Genomic DNA, 22,433 nt, shown 5'->3' on the forward strand with positions numbered 1-22,433 from the left:
GATTCGCTTTGTAAAATGCAATATTTCTGCAGGCGTCTATTTATTTCAAAAATGCTTTAATTGCTAATTTGTTGTCATGAATATATGTCAGTATAGCGATTTTCATAAGCATTCAATCCGTTCAAGGGAATAATTTGTCTTTTTCATGACTAGCAGAATTCCTTTTCCGTTTAACTATTTTGTATAAATAATATAAAAGGATTGCTGCTGCGACAATAATCCAAATCATATATTCATCCCAGTTAGCGGATAATATTCCCGCTGGTATTAGTGCGAGGATGAAGAAATAAATAAAGTTACCGATTGAAGTTGCAAGTACATATGGAAATAATCGGATAGTGCTTAGACCAGCAAGAATATTGACTAAACTCGTAGGGACGAATGGGAAAATTCTTGCTTGGAATACATAAGCAAACCCATTTGCATCTATTTTTTCAATAAGTTTTGCGTTGAATTTTTCCGCAATAACCTCTTGGAAAACATAGCGCGCCCCATAATAAACAAGCAAAGAAGCAAGTACACCTGTTAGCCAGCTCCATATAAAACCATTGATAAACCCAAATAGTGTCATATTAATTGTGATTACGAGGATTAATGGAAAAATAGTAAAAGAGTTTTGAATCAGCATGACTAAAAACATGAAAAATAAAGCATACCCCATATTTTTATTTAAAAACTTACGAATTGCTTCTACGTCACCATTCCAAAGTAACATGATTAAATCTCGATTTAATATAAAGAATAAGCCGAAGAGTAACAGTCCACACCATAATAACCATTGTCTTTTTGAAAGTTTATTTAAAATAGTTTTCATAAGTCACCGTGCTTTCTATACAATGTACGGTTCAACGAGAATTATTATTCAATAGTACCATGATTTTGTAAAATCTAAAGTAAATTGCAAAGCTATGAATAAGAGAGCGTATCGTAAGGTGAAGTGAATGAAAGAACAAACCCTAGCTCAAACTACAATGAAAAGGAGTGTGCTCATTGATTCCACTAGAAGAAGCGATTAAAAAATACGCTCTATCTTATGAAACGAAAGAAGATTTAACACCTATTCTTGAAGCAATTGGAGATGCAAAAATTGTACTTTTAGGAGAAGCAAGTCACGGTACTTCTGAGTTTTATACAGTTCGTGCAGAGTTATCCAAAAGATTGATTGAAGAGAAAGGATTTACACTGATTGCAGTGGAAGGAGACTGGCCATCGACTCAGCATATAAATAGGTTTATAAAAGGCTATAAAGAAGGAACAGTGAATGTTCAAAATGCGCTTAAAGCTTTTAGACGCTTTCCGACTTGGATGTGGGCAAATGAAGAAATTGCCGAGTTTGTTACATGGTTAAAAAAACATAATGAGCAAAAAGAGGAGAAAGTAGGATTCTACGGGATAGATGTATATAGTTTATGGGAATCATTAGATGAAGTAATCACTTATTTGAGTAAAACAAATCCTCAAGGAACTGATTTGGCATTTGCAAAAAAAGCATTTTCTTGTTTTGAACCATTTAACCGTCATCCCGAAACTTATGCCATATCCTCTGTGAATATTTCGGAAGCATGTGTAGAGGAAGTATCAAAGCTGTTGACTTCCATACGTGCGCACGAAGATAAGTATAAAGATACCGAAGAAACGGATTTAAACTTAAAAATAAATGCGATGGTTGCTAGGAATGCAGAAGAATACTATCGTGCGATGGTGCGAAGCGATGAGTTATCATGGAATGTTCGTGACGAGCATATGGTTGAGGCGATCAATGAAATTATGGATTACCATGGTAAAGATGCAAAAATAATTATTTGGGAACATAATACACATATAGGAGATGCCTCCGCAACGGATATGGAAGCAGCTGGAATGGTGAATGTAGGACAAATTTTGCGATTGCAAAATAAAAAAGAAAATGTATTTGCTATTGGTTTTGGTACTCATAGAGGTACAGTTATCGCATCGAACGAATGGGAACTTCCATATAAGGAAATAGATGTGCCTCCTGCAAAGGAAGAATCTTGGGAAGATGCATTACATAAAGCTGGCGCATTTAATAAGCTGTTGATATTTAATGAGGAGAACCGATCGCTGTTTAATAATTGGATTGGTCATCGAGCAATAGGGGTAGTGTACAATCCAGAATTTGAGGCGTATAGCAATTATGTACCTTCCAAAATCGGAAGTCGTTATGATGCTTTTATTTATATGGATCAGACAAAAGCGCTCTCACCGATCCAAACATAGGAATAAAGGCTACTCCAAGTACTGGCGTAGCCTTTACTAGTGTGTTCATACTTTTTTCATGATCCAAGAAGCAAGTAGAAACACTGCATCTACTCAAAAAAGAGGAAATCCAAGGAAATTCCAATGAAAATCTTTTATGAAGTAGCTTGCAATCATGACAATTAAAAATCCGCCTGCACAACTTTTAGGGTCATCTCCTGATAATTACGTGTTAAACTACAAGTAATTACATAATTTAACTTGGGAGGTACATAGTGAACAATTGGAGAAAAATTTTAGTTAGTTTTGTCGCTCTATTGATGATCAGTAGTTCTGTATTTATTCCTCTAACAGAAGATTCTAGCGTAGAGGCAGCTACTTCTTATGCAAGTTTACAAAACAAGATAAATAATATTATGGCAGATAGTAGGATGAAAAATGCTACCTCGAGTGTAACAATTCGAAAAGCATCTACTGGGGAAGTGGTGTATCAGCATTATGCAGATAAAGGCATTACACCAGCGTCTTCACTGAAACTTTTAACTGGAGCTGCGGCACTGGATACGCTTGGAGAAAATTATCGTTTTGCCACTACTGTGCTAACGGACGGTAAAGTGAAAAATGGAACGCTGAATGGGAACTTATATGTACGGGGCCAAGGGGATCCGACTTTATTGAAAAACCATTTTGACAATTTTGCGGATGGGTTAGTGAAACAAGGAGTGAAAAGAGTTTCTGGAAACTTAGTTGGAGATGATACGTGGTATGATCATGTTCGTTTGTCTGCTGGAATTTTAGCAGAAGATGAGCCTTACTATTATGCGGCGCCAATTTCGGCGTTAACACTTTCACCTAATGGGGATTTTGATGCGGGATCTGTCATTGTGGAAGCAAAGCCAGGAGCAAACGGGAAAGCAACAAAAGTAACTCTAACTCCTGTAACAAGTGTTTTACAAGTTGTGAATAATTCCAAAACAGTACCTAAAGGAAATAAAAATACACTAAAAATAACTCGTCAAGTTGGGACAAATAAAGTCATTATATCTGGAAACGCTCCGATCGGTACTTCGGGGACTAAAGAATGGATATCTGTAACGAATCCAACCCTTTATGTACTAGACATTTTCAAAAAATCATTAACAGCAAAGGGTATTACATTTGCGGGGTCTTCTAAAACCGTTCAAGGAAAAACACCTAAAAATGCAAAAGCGTTGTTATCACGAAAATCCATGCCACTAAAAGAATTGATCGTCCCATTTATGAAGCTTAGTAATAACACGCACGCAGAAATGTTAGCAAAAGAGATGGGAAAAGTTAAATACGGTGAAGGGAGCTGGAATGCTGGTTTACTAGTAATGAGTGAATATGCAGCATCGATTGGACTAGATACATCCAAATGGAAGTTTGAAGATGCATCGGGTATGTCCTACTCCAATAAAGTAACTTCGAGTCAACTATCGCGCCTGCTCTACGAAGTCCGTTCTGAACCTTGGTATAACACTTATAAAAACAGCCTCCCAATAGGAGGAAATACTGATCGTTTTGTTGGCGGAACACTTCGAAATCGACTGAAAGTAGCACCGGCAAAAGGAAATGTTTTGGCCAAGACAGGCAGTTTAGAAAATATAAAATCACTTGCTGGCTATGCAACTACGAAAAGTGGAGAAACACTTATATTTACAATACTCACGGAAGATACAAAAACAAGCACCATCCCAGTCATTGACCAAATTGCAATAGCCATTACCAATCACAAATAGTGGAAGTTTTATTACAAGAGCGTTACAGGTGCCTGGCACCCGTAACGCTCTTGTAACATTTTAGGGATAGGGCATGGTTTATCTATTAGTTGGTATGTACTATACTTGACAGTAGAATGAGGTGACGAGCGTGGCGCGGGAACGAAAGTTTACAGATGAGCAGTTGTTTAAAGCGACGAAACAAATGATTATTCAGGATGGTTATGAAGCATTTACTTTTAGTAAATTAGCGGCTATTTTGCATGTTTCTAGAGGAAGTATTTATAAATACTATGAAAATAAGGATGAGTTAATTTCCGAATTCCTTATGTATGAGATGAATCGTTTTCTTCATAATTTTAATAGACTTGATAAATCTGGTGATTTCCAGACTCAACTTGATTTATTAATCGATTTCATTTTCGAGCAGAGTAATATACACCAAGTATTAGAGATTATTCAACAAATTCCAGTAAATACAACGAAAAGAGTAGAGAATAACAAATCCCGGTTGAATGAATACCATATTGATATGTATCAACAATTTCAAGGACTTATTGATTTAGGAAGAAAAGAAAATGTTATTAAAAGTCACTTGCCTACAGCAGTTTTATTAGGAATGATTTTTCAAACGATTGCAATTCCAAACCACTTTAATATACCTCAAGAAGAATGGATTGCTTCTATAAAAGAAGTATTAATTCATGGAATGTTAAAGAAAGATTAATTGACATAACTGTCACCTTTACACATAATGGTAAAGATAGTTATGTTTTTTTATTCAAAGTGACACTGGTGTCACTAAAAAAGAGGAGAGTGAAAAAAATGAAGAAAGTGTTACGTCATGTTACGGATTTTGTCGCGATGAAAAAAGGAATGTGGATTACACTAGGTGTTTGGGTAGCTATCACCGTGATGTTAGCCATTTTCGCACCAAGCGCAAAAGAATATAAAGTGTCGGGAGTAGCTTCTTTACCGGAAGAGGCAAAATCTGTCATTGCGCAAAAAAATATCGACGAGCATTTCAAAGACGCGGAAAGTTTACCTGGAATTCTTGTTCTTCAATCTCCAAATGGGGAAGTAAATACAAAAATTCTAGGTGAGGCATTAGATGAGGTAAGTGATGCCAATATCAATGGGCTAAAAGATATGATTCCGTTTAGTAGCCTTCCACCGCAAGCACTTGCAGGATTTTTCTCTGAAGATAAGGAGACGGTAGTAATACCACTAACGTTTAACTCATCAATAGATACAAAGGACTTAGAAGTAAGCTTAGAGAAAATAAAATCAATTGTTTCTGAAAGAACAGGTTCCACTATTTATATGACAGGTCCCGCTGGAATAGCTGTAGATACGATCAATCTCTTCTCAAGAGCGGACATTGTTTTATTATTATCAACAGTTGGGCTTATTTTAATATTACTTATCGTTATTTATCGCTCTCCCTTACTTGCATTAATACCACTTGTAGCCGCTGCATTTGTTTACGAAGTGGTTAACCAATTATTAGGGTTGTTAGGAAAGGGTGGATTAGAGTTGGCAACCCAGTCTACATCCATCATGTCCATCTTGCTATTCGCTGCTACGATTGATTATTCCCTCTTTGTTTTTTCTCGCTATCGAGAAGAACTGATGAACCATGAAAGTAAATTTGATGCGATGAAGTGGGCAATGCGTGAAACAGGAATACCTGTCTTTTTTGCGGGTGGTACCGTACTTGCTGCCATGTTAGTATTGTTTTTTGCACATTTCGGTGATTATAGAAACTTTGCCCCAATCTTTGGAACTACGATGCTCGTTATTATGTTTGCATCGGTTACGTTAATCCCCGCATTATTTACGCTTTTTGGAAGAAAGTCATTTTGGCCTAAAATTCCGAAGTTTGGGGACACAGAAGTTCGAAAAAATGACTTATGGAATAAAATAGGTTCCTTTATTGTGAAAAAGCCTATAGTTTCAGCGTTATCGATTTTAGTTATTTTAGTTATATCGGCATTAAATATGTTCAATCTAAATTACGAATTTGATACGATCAAGTCTTTTCCAAGCGATATGCCATCGCGCGTTGGTTATGAAATTATAGAAAAAAACTTTGAAAAGGGAGATCTTGCTCCAACGACCGTTCTTTTTGAATCTAAAAGTGAGATTACCCCTGACGTACAAGAAAGTTTAATGGAGCAGCTCTCCAAGCAAAATTTAGTGAGTAGTGTTCGTCCGATAGGAACTTCGGAGGATGGTCTTGCGATTCAGTACCAATTAACTTTTGAAGAAAATCCTTATTCCATTGAATCAATGGATGCGTTAGAGGAGATGGTGGAGAACTCTAATAGCATTGTAAAAGCTAGTAACATCGAAGGAACTCTTTACTTCGCGGGCGAAACGGCAAATAAAGTAGACGATCGTTCGATTAATAATCGAGATTTACTCGTAATTGTGTTACTTGAAACGATACTAATCTTTGGCATGTTAATATTTTTAACCAAATCAATTAAAATGCCAATTTATATGATGGGTACCATATTATTATCTTTCTTGGCGGCTGTTGGTTTAGGAATGTTCTTATGCAACTTGTTTTTTGATATAGACACAATCAGTAACCGAGTTCCGCTCTACTCATTTGTATTTTTAGTAGCACTTGGAATTGATTATAATATTATTTTAATCTCGAGATTTTTAGAAGAACGTAAAAAGCACAATGTAAAAGAAGCAGTTCAAATTGCAGTTGCCAATACAGGAGGGGTTATTTCTTCAGCAGGTATTTTATTAGCAGCAACTTTTGCCGTGCTCATGACACAGCCGATTCAGATTCTATTTGTATTCGGGTTTATCGTAGCGGTAGGAATAATTTTGGATACTTTCCTCATTAGAGGTATTCTTCTTCCTTCATTAATAGTGCTATTTGAAAAAGATAAAAAATAAAAAATGCTTGGTAACAGGTTTTCACCTGTTACCAAGCATTTTTATTACAAGAATGTTACGGGTGCCAGGCACTAGTAACAAACAAAATATTTTTCGGTGGTCATCTCAAAGTAAGTGTCATTTATACCGATAGTAATATATACGCATATTTAGGGAGAAGGGGTTGTAAGATGAAACGTAAATCATTAAGCACTAAAATGGCTTTAATTCTTATTACAGTTATGTTGTTTTTGTTTTTGGCAGTATCTGCGTTGTTCACTATGAGTACGCTTAGAACTGTAGAAGATTCAATTCGGAGTCAAGCTGTATCAACGGCGAATTATTTAGCTAGTAAGATAGATGGGGATGAGTATAAGGAATTTACTGAAGATTCTGTTGAAAATGACGCGTATTGGGATATTCGTAATCAGCTCATTAATGTATTGAATAGTACCGGGGTTCTATATGTTTATACATTGCAAGCCGATCCAAGTGCGGTGCAAATAATGATCGATGGATATGCAAAGGGTGTTGAAGGTGCCGCAACGATCGGTCAACCAACAACCGGCACGACTTATAACGATGTGAAGGCAGTATTAGAAGGGGAATCTGTAAGTACAAAAGTTATTGACGATCCGGAGTTTGGAAGGTATTTATCAGCGTTTTCTCCTATTAAAGCTAGTAATGGCGACATAGTGGGAATTTTAGCGGTAGATATTGCTGCGGAGAACGTAAAAGAAATCCAAAGTAATCTTCTTAAAACAACTATTCCAATTGTAGCGTTACTATTTTTTGTCATTATTTTAATTCTTACTATCATATTTTACATATATACAAAAAGAACATTTGCGCCACTTGGGGTTGTAAGTGAAGCGTTAGGTGATTTTGCAGAAGGAAAATGGACGATGGCATCCAAAAAAGTAGGGGCTATTAAATTTAAATCGGAAAATGAAATCTCCGCATTAGCAAAAGCATTTACAGCATCCTATAAACAATTAAGTGCAACAATGAATGAGATAACAAGCCAGTCTAACCGGATTTCACAATCTTCTACTCAATTATATGGAACGATTGAAGAAACGATGGAAACGAACCGTATGATTAATGCTCATATGGTTGAATTAGCGGAAGGTAGTGCAAAATCATTACAACATAGTGAAGAGTCTGTTACTGCTCTTGAAGAAATGGCCATTGGTATTCATAAAATTGCAGATTCAGGAAATGACATGACAAATACTTCTAATGACGTTGCGGAATTTATTAGTAAAGGACATGAGGAGTCTAAAGAAGTTGTTATAAAAATAAAAGATGTGCAACAAATGTTTCACCAAACAGGAACAAAAGTGGCTGAACTTAGCAACCAATCCAAACAAATTCAAGAAATAACGGTAGTGATGACAGGAATTGCAGAGCAGACCAATCTCCTCGCATTAAACGCCGCAATTGAAGCAGCAAGAGCAGGTGAGGCAGGTAAAGGATTTGCTGTAGTAGCAGACGAAGTTAGAAAGTTAGCTGAACAATCGAAGCGATCGGCAGAAGAAATAAGAACACTTATTGATAATTTTGAACTTGTAACGAATGAAGTGAGTGATGTTATGGATGCGACATCAGCGAAAGTTATAGAAGGAACAGAATCCGTACAAGAAATTGGTAATATGCTGGAACGAATAGTAAATAGGATTGCCCAAATAAATCTAGAAATTCAAGATAACTCAGCTGTTACAGAGGAAATGTCTGCTGGTTCAGAAGAAATTCTCGCGGCTTTCGAGGATATTAAAGGATTTGCACGTAATACAGCTACCCAGACGATAGAAGTAGCAGAATCTGCAGCGGAACAAACAAAAGCAATGGGAACATTAGAAGCAATGAGCGGAGATCTACAAAAGATTTCGCAATCCTTAAGTGAACTGATAGAGAAATTCGAGTAACATTTTTACCCCACAAGGAATTGTAAAAGAAAGAAAAGAGCAAACCAATGTTATAGGTGGTTTGCTTTTCTTTATATAGAAGTATTTCAATTGTGTTACGGGTGCCTGGCACCCGTAACACAAAGTACCCGTAATACATATCCAAGCTATAGTATCTTAGAATGGTTAATTTTTTAAGCTCATACTTGTTATTTCTAGCAACTCAGAAATTGTTACAAACTCATATCCCTGTTTTTCTAATTCGGGAAGTATTTCTTCGAGTGCTTTTACTGTTTGAGAACGATCTCCTCCTGCATCGTGAAATAACACGATATTGCCCGGTTTAGCTCCTGATAGTACTGTTGATACGATTTTATCTACCCCGGGCGATGTCCAGTCTTTTGTATCTTGATGCCATGACCACATAACTACTCTATAACCGTTTTCCACCGCTGTATTGATAATACTATCGTCGTAACTTCCTCCTACCGGACGATAAAATAGCGGGTAGGAACCAGTTATATCGTGAATGATTTCATTTGTTTTCTCTAGTTCATCTTTCAGTTTTTCCGAAGTGATATTATAAGGGTGCGAATACGTATGGTTTGCTATTTCATGACCTGCTTGTCCCATTTTAAGAATAATGTCTGGCATTTTTTCCGCACGTTCCCCAATGACAAAAAATGTCGCTTTTGCATCGTATTGTGCAAGTAAATCTAAAATTTGCGTAGTATATGTGGAATGAGGTCCATCGTCAAATGTGAGGGCTATCACTTTTTCTTCTGTTTTAATGTCCCAAAGCACATATCCTTTCTGTTCATAATACGGTCTTCCTTTATCCATTGCTTTTGAAGCATAAGCGATACAAAAAATCAAAATAATAAATAGTCCAATCTTCCATACTAAAGACTTCATAAATAATTCCTCCTAGTCTTGCTATAGTGGGGGAAGTTGATTGTCGTTGAAATTATTGTTCACTGTCATAGGCGAATTATACGGAGATTTTCGTATGAAGCGCTTTATTCTTACCTATTTAATTGTCGCTTTTTCCGTAAAAAAGTTAGAAGGTCATGCATTATTAATCTGAAACTTTAGTATAGTCATGGCGCAATAAACTGCTATATAATACATATAACTATATGAATTAATTGGAAATGGAGTAATAATTATTAATGTACATACTAATAGTTATATTAGCTGGAGTGATAAGCTTCTTTTTATGCTTGTATGCCCAATTAAAGCTTAAAGAAGCACCTGGTGCATGGTCTTATTTTCTAGTAACGTTATTGTCGACTATCTTCACATTTTCCTATGCATTCGAACTAGCAAGCACATCTTTGGAGCAAGTGCAATTTTGGTTAAGAATCGAGTATCTTGCCTTACCTTTTATACCGGTCTTCGTTTTATTAATGTGTTTTGAATATATAGGACAAAAACTGAAGCAGTGGATACATTATGTTCTTTTTATAGTGCCGATTATTACTATTTTTATGCTGAATACAAACGATCTTCATCATTTATATTATATCTCCATGAAGTTAAGTAACGACGGGCCCTTTCCTATTTTAGAATTGGAATATGGTCCTTGGTTTTACGTTCATTCTATCTTTGTTTTTTTATGTTTGATGATAGCTATTATTATGTTGTTGATGCAATTGAAAAAATCTCAATTTAGATTCCGTATGCAAGTTTTGCTAATGGCGATGGGGCTTATAATTCCTATTTTAGCGAGCTGTTTGTATTTAAATGGACTAAGTCCGTATGGAATGGATCTTGGACCTGTTTCCATGAGTATTACTTTTATCTTTCACGGTGTAGCACTTTTATCCTTTCAAATGTTTAATGTAGCGCCAATTGCGAGAGATAAAGTATTTGAAAGTATGAAAGAGGGAGTCATTGTTATAAATCAAAATGGGGCACTAGTCGACTACAACAAAGCAATCTTAAAAGTTATCCCAATGTTGAATTCCCATGATATTGGAAAAATGTTAACGGATATACTTAGTAAAGAGCGTCAACTTGCTGAAATCATTTATGATGGCAGGGAATGTGACTATAAGATATGTGTAGATGATAAAATTACATATTTCCATATTAGTTTTTCTTCCATACAAAATAAAAAAAATCTGCTTTTAGGAAAGATCATAACCTTTGCCGATGTAACCGAAAGAGTGAATATGCAGGAAAAGTTAAAGCAATTAGCCAGTATGGATGGTTTAACCCAAGTGCTTAATCGAACATTTTTTATGAAAAAAGCTGAAATTATAATGGATGATCTTGCTATTACTGGAGGGTATGTATCAGTTATTATGTTTGATATTGATCATTTTAAAAAGGTAAATGATACATATGGTCATGAGGCAGGGGACATTGTATTAGCCCATGTAACGAGCATAGCGAAAGAAACCATACGAGAAACTGATGTAATAGGACGTTACGGTGGCGAAGAATTTATCGTATGTATGCCGAACATCTCTTTACATGAGGCGTATGAAATTGCGGATCTTATACGAGAGAAAGTATTTGCAAAACGTACGCTCATTAATGGGAAGGAAATTTGTATAACATCTAGCTTTGGTATTTCAAATGCATTCATCGAAGCGGGTGATAATAGTCTATTGTTACAAGTACTAATTAGACAAGCCGATCAAGCTTTGTATGAAGCGAAAAGGAATGGCAGAAACCGTATTTACATGTATAGCTGAAAAGAATTTTACTTCCCATTCAGACAATGAAAATGCTTGATAGCTGAGGTAAACCTCCCTCGCTATCAAGCATTTTTATGTGTATATATGGAAGTGTGTTACAGGAGTGTTACTGGTGCCAGGCACCAGTAACACTCCTGTAACAAATGTTTAGAATATCTTTTTTCGGTCTCTTTCGTCTTTTAATATTTCTACGGATTCTCTAAATCGGAGGGAATGGACGTTTTCTCTTTCTCTTAAAAACCTTAACGCATCTGTAACACCGGGGTCGTCTGAAATATCGATTAACCATTGATAAGTTGCACGAGCTTTTTCTTCTGCTGCGATGTCTTCATACAGATCGGCTATTGGATCTCCCTTAGATTGGATATAGGTCGATGTAAACGGCACACCACCTGCATTATTATAAAAAAGCGAATGCCCATGATTGACAAAGTGTGCGCCGAGACCCGCTTTTTCCAATTGTTCAGGCGTAGCATCTTTTGTTAACTTGTAAATCATCGTTGCAAGCATTTCAAGATGAGAAAACTCTTCTGTCGAAATATCAGTTAAAACACCGATAACAGTGTCTGGCACAGTGTAACGCTGGTTCATATAGCGCAAAGCAGCGGCAAGTTCACCATCAGCACCACCATATTGTTCCATCAGGTACTTTGCAAGCATTGGATTACAAGTGGTGACTTCTACTGGATATAACAGTTTTTTTTCATAAACCCACATTGCTTTTCCCCTTTCTCATCTTTGCCATGGCCAAGGTGTATTGCTCCAGCGCCATCCTACGTCTAGTGCCTGTGATGAAGGAACGGATAAAAGAGAAAGAGGACCAAATCTTGCTTCGTATTCCCTTCGAACCCTAGATGCTTCCTTTATTGCGTCTCGCCATTGTTTCAAAGCTTCGATGTCATTGGGGTGTGTGTCCGTATATAAAGTTAGTTCTACTACTACGAAATCCGCTTGTTGCACCTTTTTTAACATATTCCATTCTTCTTCATTTGCATTCATGAAATTCCCTCCTCACGAGAAAATCCATCCACAAGCTGCGGCCAAAGAGAACCTTGTTTTAAGGCTTCTTCTGGAGAATTTTGTGTAAGACCGGGCTGTTGGAAATTCGTAAAGAGTTGAGGCGGTAAAACAAAAGTTTTCACTAAAATAGGTGGGCAAGGGTCCCGTGGTGAGATATAAGGTCTATACGTTCCTCGGAATTGCGATTGATCCAACCTAAATCACTCCTTCAGACTATCCTATGAAAGCCTCGATTATAATAATACTTGGGGACAACTTATTTTCAAGAATATTGTCGAAAAAAATAAAAGCCTTCTTTCATAGTACGATGAAAGAAGGCTGTATAGCTGAATTATATTCCAAGGAAAAATAATACAAAAGGAATGGTGACAATACTAATAATGGTCGTCACAAACGTCGTAAAAGATACAAGATCTGGTTCTGTGCCAAATTGAAGCGCAAGAAGCGTCGTATTTGCTGCAGTTGGCATGGCCGCTTGTATGATAAATACGGTTTTAATCATATCATTCAGTGGCATAAAATAAACGACTAACGCTGCAATGGCAGGGGAAATAACCATTCGAATTATAGTTGCAACTGATACATATCGATAAGCAACTTTTTTTCTTGAAATAACGGCTAACTGCATACCAAGAACGAGCATAACCGTTGGGATAGATGCATCTGCAACGAGTCCTACCCCGTCCATGATCGATTTAGGAACCGAAGCTCCGACTAATTGCAAAATAATTCCTAATGCTGCTGCATAAATGAGTGGCATGCGTATGACTCTTTGCAAAGATTGACGCCAAGATGCCTTTTCTTCTCCCCCTAAAGAAGCAAAAAAGATTCCGAATGTATTGATGAATAAACCGTGTAAAACCATAATGATAACAGCATAATCAAAACCAACAGCACCTAAAGCAAAAAGTACAACTGGAGCACCATAGTTACCACTATTCGGAAAAGCGGCACCGAGCATCAACGCCGCAAATTGCGGACGAGTAGACTTCATCAAACGTGCAGTTACCCAAACGAACAGGAAAAGTCCTAAAATAAGAAGGATACAAGCTAACACCATATAAAAATAATCAATTGTGAGCGCATGCGTATAAAACGTGCGAAAAGCCAAAAAAGGCGACATAAGATAAAGCGCCGCCGTAGAAATAGACTTAATATCAAATCCTATTAATCTCTGCCCCATAAAACCAATAAAAAAGATAATAAACACAGGTAAAATGATCAACAATAAATCCAAAAAATTCACCCCACTAATATATTACAATTTTGTTACAGGTGCCTGGCACCTGTAACAAAACACTTTTATCTATTAAATAACTATAACATTAATTGGCTATTCTTTTTTAATAATTTGAAAACAGATATGGCAGTTGTTAAACAGTGACACTGCTTTTCCATCATGCATATACTTTTATAATGTAAAAAGGGTGATTCCAACTGGCATTATCATTTCGAGAATCTGCATAAATTTCATCAAGATATCGAATTAGAAATGACCATCTTCAAAGTATTTTTAAAGGAATTAGAAGAAATGAGAATAAAAAAGAAGCGTTAGGAACCTTTACGCCGCTTATGGCAGATCATATGGCTAGGGAAGAAACATACTATTTAAAGAAGATCGAGCTAGTCCCTTAAAAACAGCAGAAGAAAAGAAAAAACCTCCGATTAGTGGAGGTTTTTTTGTTGATTAAACAGATGATTAAGCCATGAACTTAATCCACTCGGCTAGAAAACAGTACCAATGAAAATAATAATAGTGTTATGAGCTAATATTTTGACACTTCATACTGCAATCATCTATAGTTAATTTGAATTCAAAATATATCAAAGTGAGATATATTAATTCAAGTTAAGGATGTTGATCTTTCATGGGTTTTTTAGACAAAATATTTGGCAAAGCCAAACAGGAGGAAGAGACAATGACGGTAGAAAATTTAAAAATCGGTATTGTAATTGGTAGTGTTCGTCAAGGACGTAATGCAGAAGCGGTAGCTAACTGGATGTATGACTTTGCAGCAAAACGCAATGACGCACAATATGAATTAGTAGATCTTGCAAACTATAAATTACCTTTCTTAGGGGAAGAAGTTCCTGCAGAAAGACAAGACGAAGCAAACGCAGCAATTAAAGCTTGGTCAGATAAAATGGCTTCATACGATGGCTATATTTTTGTAACGCCAGAATATAACCATGCAATCGGTGGCGCACTTAAAAATGCATTAGATTTCTTAAACCCAGAATTGAATAACAAAGCTGCTGGATTCGTAGGATACGGTAGTTTAGGCGGAACTCGTGCACATGAAAATATGCGTTTAATTTTAGGTGAACTTCAAGTAGCAGATGTTCGCACAGCAGTAACATTTTCATTAATGTCTGATTTCGAAAACATGAGCGTTTTCAAACCTGCTGATTACCATGAAGGAAATGCTAACACAATGCTAGACCAAGTGCTTGCGTGGAGCGGTGCTTTAAAAACAATTCGCTAAATAATATGTAAAATGCCAAGATGAATGCATCACTCATCTTGGCATTTTTTTATCATCTATTTGACGCAAATTGAAATAAAAGCTATAATATCTTTAATTTGAGATAATTAAATTCAAGTGAAAAGGGGAGGGGTCCCAGTGGCAAATAATCTATCTTTAAAATCCTTCGTTGTATTGATGAAAGCTTCCAAAATAGTACAAGAACAGACGAAGAAGGATATTAATAATTATAATATGCACACGTCTGAGTTTATGGTATTAGAAGCGTTGTACAGCAAAGGAAAACAAACAGTGCGACAAATTTCAGATGCAGTTCTTATTAACTCGGGTTCTATTACGTACGTAATGGATAAATTAGAGGCGAAAGGTCTACTTGAAAGAATTGATTGCAAAGAAGACCGCCGCGTAGTATATATTCAAATTACAGATGAAGGAAAAAAATTAATGGATGAAATTTTTCCAAAGCATCAATTAGTTATTGAAGATATCTTCTCCTGCATTACAGATCAGGAAAAAGAAGTATTCATCGACTTATTAAAAAAAGTGGGAAAGAAGGAGTAAGCATTGACGGAGTTTATAGAAGTAATAAAAGCACGTCGCTCGGCAAGTAACTTTCTAAAAGACAACCCAATTCCGCAAAAAGATTTAAACGAAATATTCGAATTGGTAAAGCTGGCTCCTTCTGCATTCAATCTTCAACATTCTAAATATATAGTAGTAACAAACCCAGAAGTAAAAGAACAAATCCGTGCTGCTGCAAATGGACAATATAAAGTACATTCCGCTTCCGCAGTCATTATCGTGCTTGGAGACAAACTAGCGTATAAAAACACGGCGGCTATTAATGAAGGCTTGCTCATGCTTGGAATCGTCAATAAACAAGAATACGATTTGATGGTAGAAGATACTGTTTCGCTGTACGAAACAAGAGGGAATAGCTTCCAACGCGACGAAGCCATTAGAAACGCATCGCTTTCCGCAATGATGTTCATGCTTGCAGCAAAAGAAAAAGGCTGGGATACTTGTCCGATGATTGGTTTCGATCCGGACAAAGTGAAGGAAATAATAAATATAAGTGATCAATATGAGCCGGCTTTAATGATCACAATCGGTAAAGAAAAGGTAGAAAGTAGAAAACCAAGAGGTTACCGTAAACCAGTTAGTGAATTCGTATCTTTTATTTAAATATTAGCTAAGCGTAATAATTCTTTCATCGTGAGGAAAGGAGGCGAATGGTGCATTGAGTACATTTAATACTATGATATCCAATCCTAGCTTAGAGGAATATTTATTAATCTGGGAAAATACAAATGATGCTATTTTTATTTTGCGAAAAGATGGTGCCATTATACAAGCTAACCCTGCCTTCGCCAAAATATTAGGCTGGTCTTTAGATGAAGTAAAAAACTTGTCGAAAATTCCTTTTTTTGAAGATGATTTTACTTCAGAAGACCATGAGAAACAGCTCGATCTATTAAGAAGCGGGAAAAGCATTTCTTATTTTGAAACGAAAAGAAAGCATAAGAATGGCGAGATAAAAGATATTCTGGCATCCTACCGGTCGATAAATAAAAAGGATGTACTAGCAGTTGCTATGTATAAAGATATTACGGAGGAAAAGCAAACACAGCGTATGCTTCGGTTAACAGAAAATTGTTATCGAACATTAGTCGAATATTCCCCGGATGCTATTATCGTTCAAAGTAGTGGCAAAATCACATTTGTTAACCCCCAAGCGCTTCATATAATAGGTGCAAAAAAAGACACAGATATAATTGGAACATCCTTATTGGATTACATGGATATAGGGAACATAGAAAGCGAAAATGAATTGATTCGATTACTTCGGCAAGAAGAAATGGTCAAGATAGAGCCGACGATTCAACAACTTACTCGGATGGACGGGTCAAATATTTGGGTCGAAATCATTGCAATTCCAGTAAAGTTTGAAGGAGAAATCGTCATTCAAGCAATAATTCGGGATGTCACTGTAAGGGAGTATTACGAAGACCAATTAACTTATATGGCAACCCACGATCCAATGACGGATGTAGTAAATAGAAGCACATTCATGGAAGAGATGGATAAAAGAATAGAAGAAGCAAAAGTGACAAAAGAAATGCTCGCCTTATTATTTATTGATTTGGATAAGTTCAAAGAAGTGAATGATACACTAGGTCACGGAATAGGGGATTCTCTACTTATCCAGTTCTCCAAAAGGATGAAAGAAAATGTTCGACATGAAGATATAATTGGAAGAATCGGTGGAGATGAGTTTCTTATTTTATTAAAAGATATAGATAAGAACAAGATTAATAATATTATGAAGAGAATGCATGCTAATTTTAAAGAGCCATATGTAATAGATGGCAAGGAAATTATTGCTACATCCAGTATTGGTGTTGCATTTTATCCTGACGATGCTATTAGTCCGGAAAAATTAATGGGTTTTGCGGATGAAGCACTTTATAAAGCCAAAGAGGTGCGAAATCATTTTCAGTATTTCAACATAAAGCCTCAGTAGACGAGTACATTTGTAATCGGCCTACTGAGGCTTTATCGTTTCTATTTAATCTGTTCCTTTTTTTCTGCATGACGCCATTCAATTTCTTCCCCCGTTTTCGGAGAAGTTAGAAAAACATCGCCTTTAACTAATGGCATTTCATGTCCATTGGTATCTATATATGTTCCGGATTCTGGTACTACTTCTCCAGTTTTATGGACATGACCTTCCGCATGTTTCCAAGAAGTGGCCATTTCTGTCTGTGGACAGGAAGGGAATTTATCCCCTTTATATAGTTTTTTCGTGATGCCTTCCTCACATGTATAATCTCCAGTTTCTTGTACAACGTCATCTGTTTGGTGTTCATACTTATTTTCCATTTCGTATTCCTCCTTCACATGTTAACGTACAGTCGTTATTTACCCGTCTATTAATATTGCAAACATGCAATTTAACTTAAGTTGAGGATTAAACGTAGATAAACAGGGTATTAGAAATAGTAGACTGAATTATTAGTGATAAGTATGTGGATAGGAGGTGAAATGGTGAATAAAACATGTATTATCTGATCAATTGGATCAATTAACTGTCGATGATCGTAACGCCAGAAAACGTGGATATATTAAATCGGCAGAAAGGCATGACGCTTCTATCCTTGGTCACATGTTATCCTGAACGATCCAATCAATTTAGGTTAGTGGTTCAAGCGAAGCAAATTTACGATTGATCAATTAAACAAAAAACGCCAGAAGAAAAGTAAACAACTTTCTTTTGGCGTTTTTGACTGCTTAGGAAACTATCTTATTAGTGCCGATTCGCTAAAAAAACAAAATTTCATACAGTTTTTCAAATGTGTTATTCCAGGAAATGGATTAGGGCAATCAACTGGTCATGGAAAGCAACCAATTCTATTCCGAAAGCAACCAAAACAGCACGAGAGCAACCAAATTGCCAGTGAAAGCAACCATTTCATAAAATAGCAAGTTTACTTGGATTGAGATGACGATGACTAAGGCACTTTATCTCTATTATGTGCTTCATTCTATTCATCGTTCCCATTTGCTAAATCGGGCCAATGACAGTCGCTTTTGTTCTTGTTAAGTTATTTCCAAGCATCCTCAGCGATACGTACAACATGGCGAATTTTTTCCCATTGTTCTTCTTCGGTTAAAATGTTTCCTTCTTCTGTTGAAGAGAACCCACATTGTGGACTTAAGCAAAGCTGCTCTAGTGGAGCGTATTTAGTAGCTTCTTCAATTCTTGCTTTCACTTCATCCGCGTTTTCAAGTAGCCCGCGCTTCGAAGTGATCAATCCTAGTACAATATATAAATCGGGACGACGACTAATATGACGAAGCGGTTCAAAGTCACCAGAGCGTTCATCATCAAACTCTAGGAATAAACCATCCACATCTAGCCCGCCAAAAATTGTTTCCGACACAAGTTCATAACTCCCGCTTGTAATATAAGTAGACCGGAAATTCCCACGACAAATATGCATCGTTACAAGCATATCATCCGGTTTTTTCGCAATCGATTCATTAATCGTACGTGCTGACAGTTTTAGCGCTTCCTCTACATTCAATCCTTTTTCTTTCAGCCCGGCAATTCCTTCTTCTGAGAAAGAAGTTGCCCATGAAGTATCGTCAATTTGAAGATAACGACAGCCTTCATCGTACAATGCTTGGATAAAACCTTGATAAGCAACGATTAAATCATTGAATAATTCCTCATCGTTAGTATAAACTCCTTCTTCAATCGAAGCCCTAAAGTAAAGCATATTCGGACTTGGGATTGTGAACTTAGCGACAGCATCACCAGCCACACTTTGCAAAAACTTAAAGTGATCGATCATATAGTGGGTGCTAAATCCGATTTTTCCAGTTACTTTAATGCCATGTGCTCGAGTTTGCACACCTTTAAATGATAGACCTTTGTCTGTTTCATAAAACTCGACTCCATCTAAGCCGCTAAGAAAGTCAAAATGCCACCACTTACGACGGAATTCACCGTCAGTTACGGATTGTAGACCTGCTTCTTTTTGTTTGGCAACGAGTTTCGTAATTTCTTCATCTTCAATTTGTTTAAGTTGATCTGCAGTTATTTCATTATTTTCAAATTGGGCACGTGCTTCTTTTAAACGTGCTGGTCGTAAAAAGCTTCCTACGTGATCTGCGCGAAATGGTGCTTTTTGGATTAATTGTTTTGTCATGTTAAATTCCTACTTTCTGTTTAATGTTAGATGCTATTGTTAGTGCTTGGTCGAAGTCTGCGATTAAATCATCTATATGCTCCAGACCAACAGAGAACCTTAAAAGGCCATCTGTAATTCCTCTTTTTTCCCGTTCCACTTTCGGTATTGCAGCATGTGACATGGTAGCAGGGTAGGAAAGAATTGATTCTACGCCACCAAGACTTACTGCAAAAACGGGGATTTGTAAACTTTCTACAAAAGCTTTCGCAGTGTCTCTGTTCGGAAGTTGGAATGATAATACTGCCCCCGGACTTTTCGCTTGTCTTGCATGAATTTCATATCCAGGATGTGTAGATAAGCCTGGGTACAACACTTCTTCCACTAAAGGATGATTAGTTAAATAGGTCGCAAGTTTTTGAGCGGCTTCTGTTGATTGCGCTAAGCGGGCTCCCATTGTTTTAATGCCCTGAATTAATGAAAAAGAATCTTGTGCACCTAAAATGGCACCGAAAGAGTTTTGGATAAATCCTAGACGTTTTCCAAGTTCTTCATCTTTCGTGACAGCTAGCCCAGCAACTATATCGCTATGACCCGATAAAAACTTCGTAGCACTATGTAACACGATATCCACACCTAGATCAAGCGGACGCTGATAGAGGGGAGTCATAAAAGTATTGTCTAGAAAGGTCAAACAATCATTGGCTTTTGCAAGTGCGACAATTGCTTCAATATCCGTGATACCTAATCGTGGATTTGCAGGGGTTTCGATATAAATTACTTGCGTATTTGGACGGATTGCTTGTTCTACTGCTTCTGCATTTGTGAAATCTGCAAATGTATAGTCAATGCCGAATCTTGGTAAAACTTCCGTTATGAAACGGTATGTTCCTCCGTATACTTCTTCTGTTACAACGATATGATCCCCAGAAGAAAGGAGCATTAGAGCTGAGGAAATTGCCGCTATACCAGAGGCAAAAGCGAAACCTCTTGTGCCGCCTTCTAATTCTGCGATCGTTTTTTCAAGGGCGTCTCTTGTCGGGTTGCCAGATCTACTATAGTCATATGGCCCAAAGCTATCAAAGCTTTCTTGGTGGTACGTGGAAGATAAATAGATTGGTACGTTTACTGCACCAGTTTTTTGTTCATAATTCCCCCGAGTGGAAGCAGTGATTAAGCTAGTTGCTAGATTTTCTTTCACGTTACTCATGAATGAATCACATCCTTCTCTAATACTGCAAAAACTTGTTTCAAATCCGCGATCAAATCATCTGCTTCTTCCACACCAACTGAGAAGCGTAGCAGACTATTATCCACGCCTCTTGCGGTACGCTCTTCTTCTGGAATTTCAGCATGCGTTTGTGTAGCAGGGTATGTAATAAAGCTTTCAACACCACCCAAACTTTCTGCGAAAACGATTAATTGAAGGTTTTCTAAAAAAGGTCCAACCCATTGGCTTTTTTGTAAGCGGAAAGAAAGCATGCCACCGATTCCAGGATAAAGAACATCTTTTATAGCAGTTTCATTTCGCAAAAAATCCACGATTTTCTTCGCATTTGCATCATGCTGTTTCATGCGTAAGTGAAGTGTTTTCAACCCGCGTATTAATAACCATGAATCGAAAGGGGAGAGAACTGCTCCTATTGCGTTATGGTTTATAAGTAATTTTTCGCTAAGTGTTTTCCCTTTCGTTACAACGAGACCAGCCAGCACATCATTATGCCCACCAATATATTTCGTTGCGCTGTGCATCACAATATCTGCCCCTAGTTCAATTGGGCGTCGTAAATACGGAGTTAAGAACGTATTATCCACAATCAGTAGTAATTGATATTTTTTTGCTAAGATGCTGTATTCGGTAATATCAATTTCTTGCATAAGTGGATTTGTAGGAGTTTCAATGAAAATTGCTTTTGTATTTTTCGTTATTAATGCTTCTACTTCAGCGACTGAGTCAAATTTAGCGTAAGACGTGCAAATATTGTAAGAGTCCGCATATTGATCGAACAGGCGATATGTTCCCCCGTAAAGGTCATCGGGCGCAATGATTTCATCTCCAGATCGGAAAAGCGACAATATTAACTGGATTGCTGCCATACCCGAGCTACAGGCAAAACCGGCATCTCCGCCTTCTAGTTTGGCAATCCCTTCTTCTAAAATGGCGCGAGTTGGATTTTTTGTGCGCGTGTAGTCGTACCCAGTGGATTGACCAAGCCCGGCATGTATGTAAGCTGTTGATAGATGAATAGGTGGATTGACGGCACCTGTGTTTGTATCACTATGATTTCCTAATTGAACTAATTCGGTTTCTAAAGACTTTTTTGTCATTAATAATCATCCTTTTCAAATAAAGTAAAATAAAAAGAGGATTCCCTATAAGAAGAGAATCCTCAAAAAAATTGAAGTTAGTCTTCTTATCTTCTAGACGATCACCGTCTATTGGAGTTAGCACCATACCTAAACTTGGCTGGTTGCTGAGACATCTTCGGGCCAATCCCTCCGTCTCTCTGGATAAGAAATAATATATGAAATTTTCAAAATGTTGAATTTCAATAAGTTTACCATGGTAATTATATTAATACAAGGTGAATTTTATGCTTCTGCATTTTTACCATTTCGTACCGGTTTCTTTCATCAAGAAAATTCAGTACGCTATGTAGAGATACTGCGACGTAGTGGGTTGAAAATGAGTGTCCGCTGGGATTTCCGCTGCTGGGCGGACGCTTTCCGTGGGGTGAGCGATGAGCCTTCACCGCCGCTTAGG

The 22,433-nt window shown here is 37.0% G+C and carries 23 protein-coding genes, 1 pseudogene and 1 riboswitch; of the genes and pseudogenes, 14 read left to right on the forward strand and 10 right to left on the reverse strand.

From position 1 onward, the window contains the following. Positions 1-121 precede the first annotated feature (121 nt). Positions 122-814 carry a TVP38/TMEM64 family protein gene (locus FG383_RS11280; protein WP_142607493.1) on the reverse strand — a complete coding sequence of 231 codons (693 nt, stop codon included), beginning with the start codon at positions 812-814 and terminating at the stop codon, positions 122-124. Positions 815-990: 176 nt separating this feature from the next. Here FG383_RS11280 and FG383_RS11285 point away from each other — a divergent pair, with 176 nt between their 5' ends. The 5 genes from FG383_RS11285 to FG383_RS11305 all read left to right on the forward strand — a co-directional run bounded on the left by FG383_RS11285 (position 991) and on the right by FG383_RS11305 (position 8,782). Beyond that, positions 991-2,238 (forward strand): erythromycin esterase family protein, encoded by a 1,248-nt coding sequence (locus FG383_RS11285; protein WP_142607494.1) that lies wholly within the window; start codon positions 991-993, stop codon positions 2,236-2,238. A gap of 254 nt (positions 2,239-2,492) precedes the next feature. Continuing rightward, positions 2,493-3,977 carry a D-alanyl-D-alanine carboxypeptidase/D-alanyl-D-alanine endopeptidase gene (gene dacB / locus FG383_RS11290; protein WP_142607495.1) on the forward strand — a complete coding sequence of 495 codons (1,485 nt, stop codon included), beginning with the start codon at positions 2,493-2,495 and terminating at the stop codon, positions 3,975-3,977. 130 nt (positions 3,978-4,107) lie between these two features. Further along, positions 4,108-4,683 (forward strand): TetR/AcrR family transcriptional regulator, encoded by a 576-nt coding sequence (locus tag FG383_RS11295; RefSeq protein WP_142607496.1) that lies wholly within the window; start codon positions 4,108-4,110, stop codon positions 4,681-4,683. 98 nt (positions 4,684-4,781) lie between these two features. Next, the gene (locus FG383_RS11300) at positions 4,782-6,875 is read left to right on the forward strand and encodes an MMPL family transporter (RefSeq protein ID WP_142607497.1); all 2,094 of its coding nucleotides are present in this window, start codon (positions 4,782-4,784) and stop codon (positions 6,873-6,875) included. A gap of 170 nt (positions 6,876-7,045) precedes the next feature. Next, positions 7,046-8,782, forward strand: coding sequence for a methyl-accepting chemotaxis protein (locus FG383_RS11305; protein WP_142607498.1), 1,737 nt, complete (start codon positions 7,046-7,048; stop codon positions 8,780-8,782). Between the two features lie 165 nt (positions 8,783-8,947). On the opposite strand, the gene FG383_RS11310 is transcribed toward FG383_RS11305, so the two are convergent. Further along, positions 8,948-9,676 carry a polysaccharide deacetylase family protein gene (locus FG383_RS11310; RefSeq protein ID WP_142607499.1) on the reverse strand — a complete coding sequence of 243 codons (729 nt, stop codon included), beginning with the start codon at positions 9,674-9,676 and terminating at the stop codon, positions 8,948-8,950. Positions 9,677-9,716: 40 nt separating this feature from the next. Here FG383_RS11310 and FG383_RS21485 point away from each other — a divergent pair, with 40 nt between their 5' ends. Together FG383_RS21485 and FG383_RS11315 are read left to right on the forward strand one after the other, a co-directional pair. Beyond that, positions 9,717-9,848: a hypothetical protein gene (locus FG383_RS21485; protein WP_281285307.1), complete on the forward strand. Its 132-nt coding sequence runs from the start codon at positions 9,717-9,719 to the stop codon at positions 9,846-9,848. Positions 9,849-9,933: 85 nt separating this feature from the next. Then, the gene (locus tag FG383_RS11315; protein WP_142607500.1) at positions 9,934-11,466 is read left to right on the forward strand and encodes a histidine kinase N-terminal 7TM domain-containing diguanylate cyclase; all 1,533 of its coding nucleotides are present in this window, start codon (positions 9,934-9,936) and stop codon (positions 11,464-11,466) included. Between the two features lie 150 nt (positions 11,467-11,616). Here the strand turns inward: FG383_RS11315 and FG383_RS11320 are convergent, their stop codons facing one another. The 4 genes from FG383_RS11320 to FG383_RS11335 all read right to left on the reverse strand — a co-directional run bounded on the left by FG383_RS11320 (position 11,617) and on the right by FG383_RS11335 (position 13,735). Further along, a complete protein-coding gene (locus tag FG383_RS11320; RefSeq protein ID WP_142607501.1) occupies positions 11,617-12,186 on the reverse strand; it encodes a manganese catalase family protein in 570 nt (189 codons plus the stop codon). Positions 12,187-12,201: 15 nt separating this feature from the next. Continuing rightward, on the reverse strand, positions 12,202-12,468 hold the full coding sequence (locus FG383_RS11325; RefSeq protein ID WP_142607502.1) for a spore coat protein CotJB: 267 nt from the start codon (positions 12,466-12,468) through the stop codon (positions 12,202-12,204). Next, positions 12,465-12,683, reverse strand: coding sequence for a spore coat associated protein CotJA (locus FG383_RS11330; protein WP_142607503.1), 219 nt, complete (start codon positions 12,681-12,683; stop codon positions 12,465-12,467). Before FG383_RS11330 ends, FG383_RS11325 begins: the two co-directional genes overlap by 4 nt. A 137-nt stretch (positions 12,684-12,820) precedes the next feature. Continuing rightward, positions 12,821-13,735 carry an AEC family transporter gene (locus tag FG383_RS11335; protein ID WP_425467644.1) on the reverse strand — a complete coding sequence of 305 codons (915 nt, stop codon included), beginning with the start codon at positions 13,733-13,735 and terminating at the stop codon, positions 12,821-12,823. A gap of 228 nt (positions 13,736-13,963) precedes the next feature. Between FG383_RS11335 and FG383_RS11340 the strand changes: the two are divergent. The 5 genes and pseudogenes from FG383_RS11340 to FG383_RS11360 form a co-directional block, all read left to right on the forward strand. Continuing rightward, positions 13,964-14,124: pseudogene (locus tag FG383_RS11340) on the forward strand (DUF2935 domain-containing protein); the annotation flags it as partial. Positions 14,125-14,408: 284 nt separating this feature from the next. Then, entirely contained in the window at positions 14,409-14,975 is a 567-nt protein-coding gene (locus FG383_RS11345) for an NADPH-dependent FMN reductase (RefSeq protein WP_246096973.1), read from the forward strand. 138 nt (positions 14,976-15,113) lie between these two features. Continuing rightward, a complete protein-coding gene (locus FG383_RS11350) occupies positions 15,114-15,536 on the forward strand; it encodes a MarR family winged helix-turn-helix transcriptional regulator (protein ID WP_142607506.1) in 423 nt (140 codons plus the stop codon). Between the two features lie 3 nt (positions 15,537-15,539). After that, positions 15,540-16,160, forward strand: a complete 621-nt coding sequence (locus FG383_RS11355; RefSeq protein WP_142607507.1) for a nitroreductase family protein — start codon at positions 15,540-15,542, stop codon at positions 16,158-16,160. Positions 16,161-16,215: 55 nt separating this feature from the next. Next, positions 16,216-17,499 (forward strand): diguanylate cyclase domain-containing protein, encoded by a 1,284-nt coding sequence (locus tag FG383_RS11360; protein ID WP_142607508.1) that lies wholly within the window; start codon positions 16,216-16,218, stop codon positions 17,497-17,499. A 41-nt stretch (positions 17,500-17,540) separates the two neighbouring features. Here FG383_RS11360 and FG383_RS11365 read toward each other — a convergent pair whose 3' ends face one another. Continuing rightward, entirely contained in the window at positions 17,541-17,858 is a 318-nt protein-coding gene (locus tag FG383_RS11365; RefSeq protein ID WP_185907915.1) for a hypothetical protein, read from the reverse strand. Positions 17,859-18,070: 212 nt separating this feature from the next. On the opposite strand from FG383_RS11365, the gene FG383_RS21650 reads away from it, so the two are divergent. Beyond that, the gene (locus FG383_RS21650) at positions 18,071-18,205 is read left to right on the forward strand and encodes a sortase domain-containing protein (RefSeq protein WP_142607509.1); all 135 of its coding nucleotides are present in this window, start codon (positions 18,071-18,073) and stop codon (positions 18,203-18,205) included. A gap of 375 nt (positions 18,206-18,580) precedes the next feature. On the opposite strand, the gene FG383_RS11375 is transcribed toward FG383_RS21650, so the two are convergent. From FG383_RS11375 to FG383_RS11385, 3 genes are read right to left on the reverse strand one after another with little or no spacing between them, the layout of a single operon-like run. Beyond that, positions 18,581-19,690 (reverse strand): 5-methyltetrahydropteroyltriglutamate--homocysteine S-methyltransferase, encoded by a 1,110-nt coding sequence (locus FG383_RS11375; protein ID WP_142607510.1) that lies wholly within the window; start codon positions 19,688-19,690, stop codon positions 18,581-18,583. Between the two features lies 1 nt (position 19,691). Further along, positions 19,692-20,879, reverse strand: coding sequence for a cystathionine beta-lyase (gene metC, locus FG383_RS11380; RefSeq protein ID WP_142607511.1), 1,188 nt, complete (start codon positions 20,877-20,879; stop codon positions 19,692-19,694). Further along, the gene (locus tag FG383_RS11385; RefSeq protein ID WP_142607512.1) at positions 20,876-21,997 is read right to left on the reverse strand and encodes a methionine biosynthesis PLP-dependent protein; all 1,122 of its coding nucleotides are present in this window, start codon (positions 21,995-21,997) and stop codon (positions 20,876-20,878) included. The genes metC and FG383_RS11385 overlap by 4 nt, the downstream gene beginning before the upstream one ends. 83 nt (positions 21,998-22,080) lie before the next feature. Continuing rightward, positions 22,081-22,187, reverse strand: a riboswitch (SAM riboswitch). Between the two features lie 21 nt (positions 22,188-22,208). Here FG383_RS11385 and FG383_RS21140 point away from each other — a divergent pair. Continuing rightward, on the forward strand, positions 22,209-22,433 hold a 225-nt coding region (locus FG383_RS21140), incomplete at its 3' end, for a hypothetical protein (protein WP_221887522.1).

Origin of the sequence: Psychrobacillus soli, from assembly GCF_006861775.1 — a bacterium.
Lineage (GTDB): Bacteria > Bacillota > Bacilli > Bacillales_A > Planococcaceae > Psychrobacillus > Psychrobacillus soli.

What these genes read in the sequence shown, in the direction of transcription:
- FG383_RS11280 (WP_142607493.1), bottom strand. Translation starts at nt 814, where the DNA reads ATGAAAACTATTTTAAATAAACTTTCAAAAAGACAATGGTTATTATGG.
- FG383_RS11300 (WP_142607497.1), top strand. Translation starts at nt 4,782, where the DNA reads ATGAAGAAAGTGTTACGTCATGTTACGGATTTTGTCGCGATGAAAAAA.
- FG383_RS11305 (WP_142607498.1), top strand. Translation starts at nt 7,046, where the DNA reads ATGAAACGTAAATCATTAAGCACTAAAATGGCTTTAATTCTTATTACA.
- FG383_RS11310 (WP_142607499.1), bottom strand. Translation starts at nt 9,676, where the DNA reads ATGAAGTCTTTAGTATGGAAGATTGGACTATTTATTATTTTGATTTTT.
- FG383_RS11315 (WP_142607500.1), top strand. Translation starts at nt 9,934, where the DNA reads ATGTACATACTAATAGTTATATTAGCTGGAGTGATAAGCTTCTTTTTA.
- FG383_RS11320 (WP_142607501.1), bottom strand. Translation starts at nt 12,186, where the DNA reads ATGTGGGTTTATGAAAAAAAACTGTTATATCCAGTAGAAGTCACCACT.
- FG383_RS11325 (WP_142607502.1), bottom strand. Translation starts at nt 12,468, where the DNA reads ATGAATGCAAATGAAGAAGAATGGAATATGTTAAAAAAGGTGCAACAA.
- FG383_RS11345 (WP_246096973.1), top strand. Translation starts at nt 14,409, where the DNA reads ATGACGGTAGAAAATTTAAAAATCGGTATTGTAATTGGTAGTGTTCGT.
- FG383_RS11365 (WP_185907915.1), bottom strand. Translation starts at nt 17,858, where the DNA reads ATGGAAAATAAGTATGAACACCAAACAGATGACGTTGTACAAGAAACT.
- FG383_RS21650 (WP_142607509.1), top strand. Translation starts at nt 18,071, where the DNA reads ATGATCGTAACGCCAGAAAACGTGGATATATTAAATCGGCAGAAAGGC.
- FG383_RS11375 (WP_142607510.1), bottom strand. Translation starts at nt 19,690, where the DNA reads ATGACAAAACAATTAATCCAAAAAGCACCATTTCGCGCAGATCACGTA.
- metC (WP_142607511.1), bottom strand. Translation starts at nt 20,879, where the DNA reads ATGAGTAACGTGAAAGAAAATCTAGCAACTAGCTTAATCACTGCTTCC.
- FG383_RS11385 (WP_142607512.1), bottom strand. Translation starts at nt 21,997, where the DNA reads ATGACAAAAAAGTCTTTAGAAACCGAATTAGTTCAATTAGGAAATCAT.